Annotated in this window: 12 protein-coding genes and 1 pseudogene; 6 read left to right on the plus strand and 7 right to left on the minus strand. The window is 74.1% G+C overall.

Annotation, left to right across the window (positions count from 1 at the left end):
• Nucleotides 1-308 (minus strand): annotated as a pseudogene (locus A4V12_RS39110) (hypothetical protein); the annotation flags it as partial.
• Between the two features lie 108 nt (nt 309-416).
• Here A4V12_RS39110 and A4V12_RS23475 point away from each other — a divergent pair.
• The 3 genes from A4V12_RS23475 to A4V12_RS23485 all read left to right on the plus strand — a co-directional run bounded on the left by A4V12_RS23475 (nt 417) and on the right by A4V12_RS23485 (nt 3,523).
• On the plus strand, nt 417-1,598 hold the full coding sequence (locus tag A4V12_RS23475; protein ID WP_064071395.1) for a low temperature requirement protein A: 1,182 nt from the start codon (nt 417-419) through the stop codon (nt 1,596-1,598).
• A complete protein-coding gene (locus tag A4V12_RS23480) occupies nt 1,595-2,623 on the plus strand; it encodes a P1 family peptidase (RefSeq protein ID WP_064071396.1) in 1,029 nt (342 codons plus the stop codon). Before A4V12_RS23475 ends, A4V12_RS23480 begins: the two co-directional genes overlap by 4 nt.
• Nucleotides 2,624-2,797: 174 nt before the next feature.
• Nucleotides 2,798-3,523, plus strand: a complete 726-nt coding sequence (locus tag A4V12_RS23485) for a DUF6227 family protein (RefSeq protein ID WP_423552134.1) — start codon at nt 2,798-2,800, stop codon at nt 3,521-3,523.
• A 51-nt stretch (nt 3,524-3,574) separates the two neighbouring features.
• Here the strand turns inward: A4V12_RS23485 and A4V12_RS23490 are convergent, their stop codons facing one another.
• The 4 genes from A4V12_RS23490 to A4V12_RS23505 all read right to left on the minus strand — a co-directional run bounded on the left by A4V12_RS23490 (nt 3,575) and on the right by A4V12_RS23505 (nt 9,228).
• Nucleotides 3,575-5,815, minus strand: coding sequence for a PTS fructose transporter subunit IIABC (locus A4V12_RS23490; RefSeq protein WP_064071398.1), 2,241 nt, complete (start codon nt 5,813-5,815; stop codon nt 3,575-3,577).
• Nucleotides 5,812-6,765: a 1-phosphofructokinase gene (gene pfkB, locus A4V12_RS23495; RefSeq protein ID WP_064071399.1), complete on the minus strand. Its 954-nt coding sequence runs from the start codon at nt 6,763-6,765 to the stop codon at nt 5,812-5,814. The genes A4V12_RS23490 and pfkB overlap by 4 nt, the downstream gene beginning before the upstream one ends.
• The gene (locus A4V12_RS23500) at nt 6,762-7,523 is read right to left on the minus strand and encodes a DeoR/GlpR family DNA-binding transcription regulator (protein ID WP_064071400.1); all 762 of its coding nucleotides are present in this window, start codon (nt 7,521-7,523) and stop codon (nt 6,762-6,764) included. Before A4V12_RS23500 ends, pfkB begins: the two co-directional genes overlap by 4 nt.
• A gap of 181 nt (nt 7,524-7,704) precedes the next feature.
• Nucleotides 7,705-9,228, minus strand: coding sequence for an MFS transporter (locus A4V12_RS23505; RefSeq protein WP_064071401.1), 1,524 nt, complete (start codon nt 9,226-9,228; stop codon nt 7,705-7,707).
• A 63-nt stretch (nt 9,229-9,291) separates the two neighbouring features.
• Between A4V12_RS23505 and A4V12_RS23510 the strand changes: the two genes are divergently transcribed.
• Complete coding sequence (locus tag A4V12_RS23510; protein WP_064071423.1) at nt 9,292-10,260, plus strand: helix-turn-helix transcriptional regulator; 969 nt, start codon at nt 9,292-9,294, stop codon at nt 10,258-10,260.
• Between the two features lie 131 nt (nt 10,261-10,391).
• On the opposite strand, the gene A4V12_RS23515 is transcribed toward A4V12_RS23510, so the two are convergent.
• The gene (locus A4V12_RS23515; protein WP_064071402.1) at nt 10,392-11,399 is read right to left on the minus strand and encodes a sigma-70 family RNA polymerase sigma factor; all 1,008 of its coding nucleotides are present in this window, start codon (nt 11,397-11,399) and stop codon (nt 10,392-10,394) included.
• 148 nt (nt 11,400-11,547) lie between these two features.
• Here A4V12_RS23515 and A4V12_RS23520 point away from each other — a divergent pair, with 148 nt between their 5' ends.
• Nucleotides 11,548-12,084: a GNAT family N-acetyltransferase gene (locus A4V12_RS23520; RefSeq protein ID WP_064071403.1), complete on the plus strand. Its 537-nt coding sequence runs from the start codon at nt 11,548-11,550 to the stop codon at nt 12,082-12,084.
• 33 nt (nt 12,085-12,117) lie between these two features.
• Here the strand turns inward: A4V12_RS23520 and A4V12_RS23525 are convergent, their stop codons facing one another.
• On the minus strand, nt 12,118-12,921 hold the full coding sequence (locus A4V12_RS23525) for a dioxygenase family protein (protein ID WP_064071404.1): 804 nt from the start codon (nt 12,919-12,921) through the stop codon (nt 12,118-12,120).
• Between the two features lie 112 nt (nt 12,922-13,033).
• Between A4V12_RS23525 and A4V12_RS23530 the strand changes: the two genes are divergently transcribed.
• Nucleotides 13,034-13,546, plus strand: coding sequence for a MarR family winged helix-turn-helix transcriptional regulator (locus tag A4V12_RS23530; protein ID WP_064071405.1), 513 nt, complete (start codon nt 13,034-13,036; stop codon nt 13,544-13,546).
• Nucleotides 13,547-13,629: the final 83 nt, after the last annotated feature.

Here is a 13,629-nt window from a genome sequence, read left to right on the forward strand (position 1 = left end):
GGCGGGCGCGCGGGCGGCGGGGGCCCCGCCCCCCCGCGGGCAGGGCCCGGGCGGACGCCCCAGGCGGCGGTCGCGCCGGCCTCGTCGTCGGCGGCCCCGCTCTCGGGGGGACCGGCGGCGCCCGGGCCGTTCCACGGGCCGTCCACGGGGGCGGGGTGGGGGGGGGGGGGGGGCGGGGTGCGCAGACCGCGGTCGTCCTCGGGGTCGCCGGTCGGGGCGGGCGCGGTGCGGGGTTTCCGCTCACCCGTGGGCGCCGGGTCGCCGGCGGGGGTGTCGTGCCGGGGCGGGGTGTCGGTGGGCTCGGTCACGCGGCCACCGTAGGGGCATCCGGGGCGGTTCGCCCGTTGTGGGGACTTCGGGGGCCGCCGCTTCCCACGGATGGCGCCGGGCGGCGGTGGCTCTGCTGTCCTGGGGGGATGACCTCCCCTCCCCGTACGCCCCTGCGTCCCCTGGTCTCGCGCGACCGCGACGAGGCGCACCGCGCCGCGACGCCCCTGGAGCTCTTCTTCGACCTGTGCTTCGTGGTGGCGGTCGCCCAGGCGGGCGTCGAGCTGGTGCACGCCGTCGCCGAGGGCCACGCCGGGGACGGCATCGCCCGGTACGCGATGGTGTTCTTCGCCATCTGGTGGGCCTGGATGAACTTCTCCTGGTTCGCCTCGGCGTACGACAACGACGACGTGCTGTACCGCGTCGTGACCCTGGTCCAGATCGCCGGCGTCCTGATCCTGGCCGCCGGGGTGTCGGGCGCCTTCGAGGAGCAGGACTTCTTCGTCGTGTGGCTCGGTTACCTGGTGATGCGGCTCGCGCTCGCCTCGCAGTGGCTGCGCGCCGCACGGGCCGCGAGCGGTGCGGAGCGGACCATGGCGCTGAGGTACGCGGCGGGGGTGACGCTCTGCCAGGCGGGGTGGACGGTCCTGGTGTTCGCGCCCGAGGGGGCGCGCCCCTGGGTCTTCCTGGTCATGGTGGTGGCCGAGCTCGCCGTGCCGCCGCTCGCGGAGCGTGGCCACGCCTCCAGCTGGCACGCGCATCACATCGCCGAGCGGTACGGGCTGTTCACCATCATCGTGCTCGGTGAGACCGTCGCGGCGGCGACCGTCGCCGTGAAGACGGGTGTCGAGGAGAACGACGCGCTGGGCGAGGTGCTGCCGATCGCGGCCGGCGGACTGCTGTTGATCTTCGCCGCCTGGTGGATCTACTTCGTCGTCCCGGCCCACCGGCGTCTGCTGTCCAACCGGCAGGCGTTCCGATGGGGTTACGGCCACTATCTGATCCAGGCGTCGGCGGCGGCGATCGGCGCGGGCATCGAGGTCTCGGTCGAGCAGGCGGTCGGCAAGGCGCACCTGTCGGCGACCGCGGCGGCGGCCGCGGTGACGCTGCCGGCCGCGCTGTTCATGCTCGTGGTGTGGGCGCTGCACTCCCGCTACTTCAAGTTCGGGATCGCCCAGCAGATGGTCCTGCCGTGTGCCGCGCTGGGGATCCTGGTCTGCACCTTCGCCGGGCGCTGGGGCGTCCTCGCGGCGGGGCTCGTCGCGGCGGCGGCCGTGGCGGCCGGAGTGGTGCTCACGGCCCGTACGGAGCGTGGTACGCAAGGAGGATGAATGACGCACTGACGGACGTGGCCGGTCTGCGGGTCGGCCACGCGCGCGTCCCGGGGGACGAGGCGCTCAGCGGCACCACGGTGGTCCTCGCGCCCGAGGGCGGGGCGGTCGCGGCCGTGGACGTCCGGGGCGGTGGGCCCGGGACCCGGGAGACGGACGCGCTCGACCCGCGGAACCTGGTCCAGCGCATCGAGGCGGTCGTCCTGACGGGCGGCAGTGCCTACGGGCTGGAGGCGGCCGCGGGGGTGATGTCCTGGCTGGAGGAGCGGGGGCGGGGTGTGCGGGTCGGCCCCGATCCGTCGCAGGTGGTGCCGGTGGTCCCGGCGGCGTGCGTGTTCGACCTGGGCCGGGGCGGTGACTGGAAGGCACGCCCGGACGCCTCGACGGGGCGTGCGGCGGTGGAGGCGGCGGACGCGACCGGCCTCCACGCCCCCGTGGAGTGCGGTGCCGTCGGTGCCGGGACCGGCGCGGTGATCGGTGGGATGAAGGGCGGGATCGGCACGGCCGGCACGGTCCTGGCGTCCGGGATCACCGTCGCCGCGCTGGTGGTGGCGAACGCGGTGGGGTCGGCGGTCGATCCGCTGACCGGCGCGCTGTACGGGGCGTACGGGGACGGGCCGGTCGCGTTCCCGGCGCCGGAGGTGCACGCGGCGGCCGCCCGGCGGCTGGCCGAGGCGCTGGAGCGCAACGACTGGCCGCCGCTGAACACCACGCTCGCGGTGGTCGGCACGGACGCGGAGCTGACCCGCGCGCAGGCGCAGAAGCTGGCGGGGACGGCGCACGACGGTATCGCGCGCGCCGTCCGGCCGGTCCACCTGCTGAACGACGGCGACACGGTGTTCGCGCTGGCGACGGGCGGGCGCCCGCTGCCCGACACCCATGGCCCGCTGGCGCTGAACGAGGTGCTGGCGGCCGGAGCGACCGTCGTGACCAGGGCGATCGTGCGGGCGGTGCTGGCCGCCGGGACGGTGTCGGGGCCGGGCGGCACCTACCCCTCGTACCGCGATCTGTACCGGCTCGACTGAGCCGGCCCCGCGCCGGGCGGGGAGGGGCGCGCGGGAACCCGGTTCGTGCGCCCCTCGTTTCGTGGAAGTCGGACGCGTTGTCAGACCCAGGCACTACCTTAAGCAAGCATCGAGTGACACGCGGCGACGGCCTGGAGACCCCTCTTGAACGTTCCGAACGACGAGACCACCGAGATGCACGTCGAGCGCCTCCTGGGGCGGGCGCTCAACTCCTTCGACCTGCCCGACGTGCTGGTCGAGCGACTGGACTCCGCGCTGGCGCACGCCAGTTCGCTGCACTCGTCGCACCACAGCGCGGCGCTCCACCGGGTGACGTACCGGCATACGTACCTGCTGGCCGACGGCTCGTCGCTGTCGCTGTGGGAGCTGGTGCACAACACCGGGCGGGACGGCCGCGAGCAGCACGAGCTGTACACGGACGAGACCGACGTACGGCTCGCCGCGTCGCGCCTGCCGATCGGCCGGTCCGGTCTCGACGACGAGCTGGACGTGGACCTCGACGCGGACCTGGAGCTCCTGGGGGCGTTACTGACCCTGCCGACGGCCCCGGCCCCGGTGGTGTACGTGCCGGACGACTCGGCGGACCACGCCCGCCGGGTGCTGCGCCGCGCGGAGAACCCGGACCGGCCGGGGGAGGCGGTGGCGGCGCGGCTGCGGGGCGCGTTCGCGCACCACATCAAGCAGGTGTTCGGCCGGCAGTGCGGCGTGGCCGGGAAGGACGCCGGGTTCGCGCTCTACGAGCACGCCTTCCTGCTGATGGACGGCAGCGAGATGAGCGTCTGGGAGGTGGAGCACACGGCGACACCGGACGGCCGCCACATGTGCGAGGTGTACGAGGACGAGCACACCGCCCGCGAGGCCATGGAGCGGCGCGCGCGGGTGCGGGGGCGGGTGCGCTGACCGGCCGCCGGGGCGCCGGCCGCGACCGGGGCCCGGACGGCCGGCGTCGCGTCAGGCGGCGACGGTGACCTTCTCGTGGGTCTCCCCCGGCTCGCCCGCGCCCGGCGCGGGGGCCGGTGTCCGGCGGGCGTGGCCCTTGAGCAGGATCACCAGGGCGGCGCTCACCAGGGTGCCGGCGAGGACGGCGACCAGGTACAGCAGCGGGTTGCCGATCAGCGGGATCACCCAGACCCCGCCGTGCGGGGCGCGCAGGGTGCACTCGAAGAGCATCGACAGGGCGCCGGTGACCGCGCCGCCCACCATCGCCGAGGGGACGACGCGCAGCGGGTCGGCGGCGGCGAAGGGGATCGCGCCCTCGGTGATGAACGAGGCGCCGAGGACCCAGGCCGCCTTGCCGTTCTCCCGCTCGGCCTTGGTGAAGAGCCTGCCGCGCACCACCGTGGCCAGGGCCATCGCGAGGGGCGGGACCATGCCGGCGGCCATCACGGCGGCCATGACCTTGAGCGATCCCTCGTTGGGGTCGGCGAGCCCGCCGATGGCGAAGGCGTAGGCGACCTTGTTGAGCGGCCCGCCCAGGTCGAAGCACATCATCAGGCCGAGGATCACGCCCAGGACGACCGCGTTGGCGCCGGACAGGCCCGACAGCCAGTCGGTGAGCGCGCTCTGCAGGGACGCGATGGGCTTGCCGATCACCAGGAACATCAGGAAGCCGACGATCGCCGACGAGACGAGCGGGATCACGACGACGGGCATGATGCCGCGGAGCGGGCCGGGCACCCTGACCCGCTGGATCGTCCTGACGATCCCGCCCGCGATCAGACCGGCGGCCAGGCCGCCGAGGAAGCCGGCGTCGATGGTGAGGGCGACGGCACCGCCGACGAACCCGGGCACGAGGCCGGGCCGGTCCGCCATGCCGTAGGCGATGTAGCCGGCGAGGACCGGGATCAGGAAGCCGAAGGCCAGGGCACCGGTCTGGAACATCAGCGCGGCCCAGCTGTCGGCCTGCCCCCAGGCGAAGTGCTCGGCGACGGACGGCGCCTTGTCGACGGCGTAGCCGCCGATGGCGAAGCCCAGGGCGATGAGGAGGCCGCCCGCGGCGACGAACGGGACCATGTAGCTGACGCCGGACATGAGCCAGGTGCGCAGCCGGGTGCCGTAGCCGTCACCGGGCTCGCCGGCCCGGTCGACGGGAGCGCCGCCGCCGGGACCCTCGCCGCCGTCGGCGGGCACCGGGGCGGTGACCTCGCCGCGGGCCGCCTTGTCGCGTGCTTCGACGATCAGTTGCGGGGCCCGGTTGATGCCGGCCTTGACGCCGACGTCGACGGTCGGCTTCCCGGCGAACCGTTCCTTCTCGCGGACGGGCACGTCGTGCGCGAGGATCACGGCGTCGGCGGCGGCGATGACTCCGGGGGCGAGCCGGGTGAAGCCGGCGGAGCCCTGTGTCTCGACGGCCACGTCCACCCCGGCGTCCCGGCCCGCGTGTTCCAGGGCCTCCGCCGCCATGTAGGTGTGGGCGATCCCGGTGGGGCACGACGTCACGGCGACCACGCGGAACGGCGCCGGCGGCCCGTCCCCGGAGTCCCCTTCCGGCTCCCCGGCACCCTGCCGTACGCCGGTGCCGGTGTCAGTACCGGTGTCGGTGCCGGTGCTGGTGCCGCTGTCGGTGCCGGGGGCCGAACCGGCCGGCTCGGGCGGTTCGGGCGCCTCCGCCGGTTCGGGCGCCTCCGCCGGTTCGGGCACCTCCGCCGGTTCGGCCGCCGCCGGGTCGGCGCTCTTTGCGGAGCCCGCTCCGGGGGCCTGCGGCGCGGTGCTTCCCGTCCCGGTCGACGGGGACGGCGCGGGCTGCGGCTCCTCGTCGCCGCGGACCAGGGCGGCGGCACCGGCCGGGGAGGTGGTCGTGCGGAGCGCGGAGGTGAACGCCGGGTCCATGAGGCGGCGGGCCAGGGACGACAGGATCGTCAGGTGGGCGTCGTCGGCACCGGACGGGGCGGCGATCAGGAAGATCAGGTCGGCCGGGCCGTCCGGGGCGCCGAAGTCGATGCCGGGGCCCGAGCGGCCGAACGCCAGCGTCGGCTCGGTGACGTGCGCGCTGCGGCAGTGCGGGATGCCGATGCCGCCGTCCAGGCCGGTCGGCATCTGCGCCTCGCGCGCCGCCACGTCGGCCAGGAAGCCGTCCAGGTCGGTCACCCGGCCCAGCCGCACCAGGCGCTCGGCGAGCGAACGGGCCGCTTCTTCCTTGGTGCCCGCGGCCAGGTCGAGGTCGACCAGGTCCGCGGTGATCATGTCGCTCATCGCGGGCTTCCTTGCTCGCTCAGGTATCGGTCGAGGGGTACGTCGGCGGTCACCGTGACCGCCGCCGGGTCGAGGTCGGACGGCGTGGGCATCTCGCTGCCCGGCAGCCGCACGGCGGCCGCGCCGTGCGCGACCGCCGCCGCCAGGGCGTCCGGGCCCTCGCCGCCCGCCGCGAGGAAGCCCGCCAGGGACGCGTCGCCCGCGCCGACGTTGCTGCGCACGGCGTCGACGGCGGCGTACCCGTAGTAGGCGCCGTCCTCGCCGACCAGCAGCTGGCCGTCCGCGCCCAGGCTGGCCAGCACGGCGCCGGCGCCCGCGTCGCGCAGTTCCTCCGCCGCCTTGAGCGCGTCGCCCACGGTGGCGAGGGGCCGGCCGACCGCTTCGGCGAGTTCCTCGGCGTTGGGCTTGACCACGTCGGGGCGGGCGCGCAGCCCGGCGAGCAGGGAGGGGCCGGAGGCGTCCAGGGCGATCCGGGAGCCGTACCCGTGGGCGCGGGTGACCAGGTCGGCGTACCAGGTGGGGCCGAGGCCGCGCGGCAGGCTGCCGCAGCAGGCGACCCAGTCGGCGTCGGGCGAACGGGCGCCGACCGCCGCGAGGATCGCCTCGGACTCGCCCGGGGTCAGCCAGGGCCCCGGCGCGTTGATCTTGGTGAGCGTGCCGTCCGGTTCGGCGACCGCGATGTTGGACCGGGTCTGGCCCTTCAGCGGGACGGGCGCCACCTCGATGCCCTCCTCGGCGAGCAGTTCGGCGACGAGCACGCCCGGGGTGCCGCCCAGCGGGACGACGGCGACGGTGCGGTGCCCGGCCGCGGCGACGGCGCGGGAGACGTTGACGCCCTTGCCTCCCGGGTCCACGCGCTCGCCGGTGGCGCGCAGGACGCCGCCGCGGTCGAGGGCCGGGACCTCGTAGGTCCGGTCGAGGGACGGGTTGGGGGTGACGGTGAGGATCATGCGCGTACGACCTCCGGGCCGGCCGCCTCGATCTCCGCCGCCCGCGCGGTGTCGAGTCCGGTGTCGGTGATGAGCAGGTCCACGTCCGCGAGGTCGCCGAAGCGGGCGAAGTGCTCCTCGGCGTGCTTGGCCGAGTCGGCGAGCAGCACCACGCGCCGGGCGGCGGCGATCATGGCGCGCTTCACGGCGGCCTCGGCGAGGTCGGGGGTGGTGAGCCCGCGTTCGGCGGAGAACCCGTTGGCGCCGAGGAGGAGGACGTCGGCGCGGATCTCGGCGTACGCGCGCAGGGCCCACGCGTCGACGGCGGCCCGCGTCCGGTGCCGGACGCGGCCGCCGACCAGGTGGAGGGAGATGCCGGGATGGTCGGCGAGCCGGAAGGCGACGGGCAGGGCGTGGGTGACGACGGTGAGCGCGCACTCGGGGGGCAGACCGGCGGCCACCCGGGCGACGGTGGAGCCGGCGTCGAGGATGACGCTGCCGTCCTGGGGGAGGCCGGCGAGCGCGGCCCGGGCGATGCGGTCCTTCTCGTCGGCGGCCGTGGACTCGCGCTCGGCGAGGTCGGGTTCGAAGTCGAGCCGCCCGGCCGGGATCGCGCCGCCGTGCACCCGGCGGACGAGTCCGGCGCGGTCCAGGGCCTTGAGGTCGCGCCGGATGGTCTCGGCGGTGACCTGGAGCTGCTCGGCGAGGGAGAGCACGTCCACCCGTCCGCCTTCGCGGGCGAGGCGCAGGATCAGCTGCTGGCGCTCCGGTGCGTACATGTGGCTTTACGTCCGATCGATGCCCGAAATTGTGGTTTCACCAGCAGGCTACGACCGAATGCAGGGGAAGTAAACACATCCGGGCAAACGGAAGGCCCGGCTCCAGGGTGGGCCTCCACCCTGGAGCCGGGCCGCCGGACTGCCGCCGGACCCCCGGCCTGTCCCCTCGCCGTCCAGCCGTCTAGCTGTGCGCGAGCGCCGGCTCCGGCTCGTCGGCCGCCTCCACCGCGGCGCCCTCCATGTGCTGCTTCGGGCGGCTCGGCAGGGCGAACATCACGGCGAAGATCAGCGCCAGGACCGCGACGACCCACCACAGCGAGCCGCGGAAGGCGTCCGCGAACGCGGTGCCGACCTGGCCGGGGGCGAGCCGCTTCTCGTCGATCACGCCGAAGAAGACCACCGACACCAGGCCCAGGCCCAGCGCCGTGCCCATCTGCCCGGTCGTGTTGATCAGGCCCGACGCGGAGCCGGCGTGCTCGCGGGGCACCTCCGACAGCACCGCGTCGGTCAGCGGCGCGACGATCAGGCCCATGCCGGCGCCCATCACGATGAGCGGCGCGGCCATCTGCCAGGGCTCGATGCCGGTGCCGTACCGCCCGGCCTCCCAGATGTAGAGGAGCACCCCGGCGACCATGGTCAGCGCGCCCGCCTGGAGCACCTTGCGGCCGAAGCGCGGCACCAGCTTCTGCACGGACATGCCGGCCGCGGCGGACACGGCGATCGAGAACGGCACCCCGGTCAGACCGGCCTTCAGCGGGCTCCAGCCGAGCCCGATCTGCATGTACAGCGTCCAGACCAGGAAGAAGATGCCCATCACGACACCGAAGGTCAGCTGCACCGCGATGCCCGCCGCGAAGCTCTTCACCCGGAACAGCGACAGCTCGACCAGCGGCGATCCGTCCTTGCGCGTCTTGTACCTCTCGTACGCCACGAAGACGCCGAACACCAGGGGGCTGGCGAGCATGCACACGTGGCCCCACAGCGGCCAGCCCAGCTCACGGCCGCGGGTGAGCGGGTAGATCAGCATGAGCAGGCCCAGGGTGACCAGTGCGACGCCGACGAGGTCCAGCCGCATCGCCCGGTCGGCGCGCGACTCGGTGATGAACTTCCGGCCCAGGATCAGCCCGGCGATGCCGACGGGCAGGTTGATCAGGAAGATCGGCCGCCACTCCAGCCCGAACAGGTTCCACTGGGTCAGCAGCGCGCCCAGCAGCGGTCCGGAGACCGCGCCCAGTCCCACGATCGCGCCGAACATCCCGAACACCTTGCCGCGCTCGTGCGCCGGGAAGGTGACGTGGATGATCGCCAGCACCTGCGGCACCATCATCGCGGCCATCGCGCCCTGGAGCAGCCGGGAGGCGACCAGCATCTCCGGGTTGGCGGCGAAGCCGCACAGGGCGGACGCGACGGTGAACCCGGCGATGCCGACCAGGAAGAGCCGCTTGCGGCCGTAGATGTCGCCCAGCCGCCCACCGGTGATCAGTCCGGCGGCGAAGGCGAGCGCGTAGCCGGCGGTGATCCACTGGATCGCGCCGAACGAGGCCGACAGGTCCCGCTCGATGCTGGGGATGGCTATGTTGACGATGGTCACGTCGACGAGGTCCATGAACGCGGCCGTCATGACGATGGCGAGCGCCAGCCATCGCCGGCGGTCGGCCGCCGCCGCGGTCTTACCCGTGGTGCTGGTGGTGGTGGAGGAGGTCATGTCCGGAAAACTAGTCGGCATATAGGTCAGGGCGTGTCCTACTGGGCGCGCATCCTGGAAGACATGACGGACACCCCGGCACGACTCCTGAATCTGCTGTCGCTCCTCCAGACCCCGCGCGAATGGCCGGGCAGCGAGCTGTCCGAACGGCTCGGCGTCAGTCCCCGGACGATCCGCCGCGACATCGACCGGCTGCGGGACCTCGGCTACCCGGTCGAGGCGAGCCGGGGCGCGGTCGGCGGCTACCGGCTGGTCGCGGGCGCGGCGATGCCGCCGCTGCTGCTGGACGACGAGGAGGCGGTGGCCATCGCGGTGGGGCTGCGGGCCGGCGCCGGCCATGCCATCGAGGGCGTCGAGGAGGCGGCGGTACGGGCGCTGGCCAAGCTGGAGCAGGTGCTCCCGTCGCGGCTGCGGCACCGGGTCGCGACCCTCCAGAACGCCACGATCCCGCTGACCCGGGGCGACGGCGCGACGGTCGCCCCGTCGACGCTCACCACCCTCGCGGCGGCGGTGACCGCCCACGAGCGCCTGCGGTTCGGCTACCGCGCGGGCGACGGGACGGAGACGAAGCGGCAGGTGGAGCCGTACCGCCTGGTGTCGACGGGTCACCGGTGGTACCTCGTGGCGTACGACCTGGAGCGGGAGGACTGGCGGACATTCCGCGTCGACCGGGTCGACGACCCGTTCGCGACGGGCGCCCGTTTCGCACCGCGGGAGCTGCCGACGGGCGACGCGGCGAAGCTGCTGGCACACACCACGTCACGGTCGCAGCCGGAGCACGACCTGGACGTCACGTTCGAGGCGTCGGCGCAGTTCGTGACCGCCCGGCTGCCGGCGCACCTGGCGCCCGCGCCGACCGGCCCGGGCACCTGCCGGCTGCGCGCCCGGTCGACGGACTCGGTGGAGTGGCTGGCGCTGCGCCTGGCGCTGGTGGACTGCGAGTTCACCGTGCACGGGCCGGACGCGCTGGCGGAGTACGTCACCACCCTCGCCGCCCGCCTGACGCGCTCGGTGGCCCCGGCGGCGTCCTGACCGGAACCGGGCCGCCGCGAGCAAGGGCCCACAAGGACGGCTCGCGGGAACGGCGAGGAAACGGCGACGGCCCCGCCGCGGGGGCGGGGCGGGGCCGGGGCGGGAGCGCCCCGGCCCGGCGCGGGGGCCGCCTATGCCGCCGCGTCGAAGCCGGTGTCCCGGGCCATGCGCTTCAGTTCCAGCAGCGCGTGCTTCTCGATCTGCCGGATCCGCTCACGGGTCAGGCCGTGCTCCTTGCCGACCTCGGTCAGCGTCCGCTCGCGGCCGTCCTCGATGCCGTACCGCATCCGGATGATCGAGGCCGTACGGTTGTCGAGCTTGCCGATCAGGCCGTCCAGTTCCTCGGAGCGCAGCAGGGTCAGCACCGACTGCTCGGGCGACACCGCGGACGTGTCCTCCAGGAGGTCGCCGAACTGCGTCTCGCCCGCGTCGTCCACCGACATGTTGAGGGACACCGGGTCGCGCGCCCAGTCCAGGACGTCGATGACCCGCTCCGGGTTGGAGCCGAGCTCGGCGGCGACCTCCGCCGGCTCCGGGTCCCGGCCGTGCTCGCGGTTGAACTCGCGCTGCACGCGCCGGATGCGGCCCAGCTCCTCCACCAGGTGCACGGGGAGGCGGATGGTGCGCGACTGGTCGGCGATCGACCGGGTGATGGCCTGGCGGATCCACCAGGTGGCGTACGTGGAGAACTTGAAGCCCTTGGTGTAGTCGAACTTCTCCACGGCGCGCACCAGGCCGGCGTTGCCCTCCTGGATGAGGTCGAGGAGGGGCAGGCCACTGCGCGGATACCGGCGGGCGACGGCCACGACGAGACGCAGGTTCGACCGGATGAAGACGTCCTTGGCACGCTCGCCCTCGGCCACCAGGCGCTCCAGCTCCTCGCGGGACGCGCCCGCGGCGTCGGAGTCCACCTCGCCGTCGAGGATCTGCTGGGCGAATACGCCCGCCTCGATGGTCTGGGACAGCTCGACCTCCTTGGCGGCGTCGAGCAGGGGCGTGCGCGCGATCTCGTCGAGGTACATGCCGACCAGGTCGCGGTCGGCGATCTCCCCGCCCACGGCGCGAACGCTGCTTGCCCGGTCCGTGGTCCTGGTCTCACTGGGGGCGGACTGACGACGGGCGACGGCACGGGTTGCCATGCGAGCTCCCTTGCTGAGTAGGTCGCGACACCCTCCCGGGTGCCCTGCATCCGACGGAAACAACGACTGGAATCCGGACAGAATTCCCATCGTGTCCGTCGATTCCCGAGATCTTGCAGTACCCTGTCGCGCCGCCGAGGGAGGGCAGATGCCGCGAGACGCCACAGAGGTGCAGGTCAGGGCCGGGACGGGGGAAGACCTCACGGCTCTCACGGACATCTACAACCACTACGTCCGTGAGACGGCCATCACATTCGACACCGTCCCCTTCACCGTCGGGGAACGCGCCGCCTGGCTGCGCGCCCACCCGGAAGACGGTCCGCACCGCCTGCTGGTTGCCCGGGGGGCCGGGGGCGCCGGACCGGTCCTCGGCTACGCGACCTCCAGTGCCTTCCGCCCCAAGGCCGCGTACTCCACCTCCGTCGAGGTGAGCGCCTACCTGGCGCCGGAGGCGGCCGGCCGGGGCGTCGGGACGCTGCTCTACGAGCGGCTGTTCGCGGCGCTCGCGGCGGAGGACGTGCACCGCGCCTACGCCGGGATCGCGCTGCCGAACGAGCCGTCGGTGCGGCTGCACGCCCGCTTCGGCTTCCGGCACGTCGGCACCTACGGGGAGGTGGGCCGGAAGTTCGGGCGGTACTGGGACGTGGCCTGGTACGAGAAGGATCTCCGCCCCGCCCGCGCCTGAGCGCGGACGGCCCTCCGCCGACCGCCGCCCGCGCTACCCGAACTGCACCGACCGCTTCGCCAGCCCCATCCAGAACCCGTCGATGACGCTGCGCCCGCCCGCCAGGTCGCCGGTGGCGTCGGCGGCGCCCAGGGTCACGAACAGGGGCGCGAAGTGCTCGGTCCGCGGGTGCGCGAGCGCGCCGGCGGGCGAGGCGTGCGCGAAGTCCAGCAGCGCGTCCGCGTCACCCGCCTCCAGCGCCCGCCGCCCCCAGTCGTCGAACTCCGCCGACCAGCCGGGGACGCCCGCGTGCCGCAGCGCCGCCAGGTTGTGGGTGAAGAACCCGCTGCCGACGATCAGCACGCCCTCGTCGCGCAGCGGCGCGAGCCTGCGCCCGATGTCCATGAGCCGGACCGGGTCCAGCGTGGGCAGGGACATCTGGAGGACCGGTACGCGCGCGTCCGGGTACATCTCGACGAGCGGGACGTACGCCCCGTGGTCCAGCCCCCGGTCGGGCAGGTCCTGCACGGGCGTGCCCGGGCCGCGCAGCAGCTTACGCACGGAGTCGGCGAGCCGGGGCGCGCCGGGGGCGGCGTACCGCACCCGGTAGTAGTGCTCGGGGAAGCCCCAGAAGTCGTACACCAGCGGCGCGGTCACGGTGGCGCCGAGGGCCAGCGGGGCCTCCTCCCAGTGGGCGGAGACCATCAGGATCGCGGTGGGCTCCGGGAGGCGGGCGGACCAGGCGGCGAGCTGGCCGGGCCAGACGGGGTCGTCGACGAGCGGCGGGGCACCGTGGGAGAGGTAGAGGGCGGGCATCCGCTCCGCCCCGGGCTTCGGGTGCTCCTCGAAGGCGGTCATGGGGGTGCTCCCGTCGTGCGCTCTTCCGGGCGATTGCTTGAAACTTAAAACAGCCTCTGACGCGAGCGTACCGACCCTTTGTTCAACTTTCAAGAAGCCTTAGAGTGGATACATGGACATGGCACCCAACGGCGTGAGCGAGCAGCCGCGCTGGCTCAGCGACGACGAGCAGCGCGTCTGGCGTGCGTACCTGCACGCCACCACGCTGCTGGAGGACCACCTCGACCGCCAGCTCCAGCGGGACGCCGGTATGCCGCACGTCTACTACGGGCTGCTGGTCCAGCTCTCCCAGGCCCCGCGCCGCCGCATGCGGATGACCGAGCTGGCCAAGGACGCCAAGATCACCCGGTCCCGGCTGTCGCACGCCGTGGCGCGACTGGAGAAGAACGGCTGGGTGCGGCGCGAGGACTGCCCCTCCGACAAGCGCGGCCAGAACGCCTTCCTGACGGACGAGGGGTACGAGGTGCTCAGGCGCAGCGCGCCCGGCCATGTCGCCGCCGTCCGCCAGGCGCTGTTCGACCGGCTCAGCCCCGAACAGGTCGGCCAGCTCGGCGAGATCATGCGCGTCATGGCGGAGGGCCTCCAGCCCGCCGGCCCCGACGCCGACCTGCCCTGGCTGCGCTAGGGAGTGTCCGCAAAGTATCGGCGTCCGCCCGGAGGGCGGGGGTCGCGGTGTCCGGTGCGTGCGATCGCAAGGCGGAGGAGGGA

Origin of the sequence: Streptomyces noursei, from assembly GCF_001646665.1 — a bacterium.
GTDB classification, from domain to species: domain Bacteria; phylum Actinomycetota; class Actinomycetes; order Streptomycetales; family Streptomycetaceae; genus Streptomyces; species Streptomyces lavendulocolor.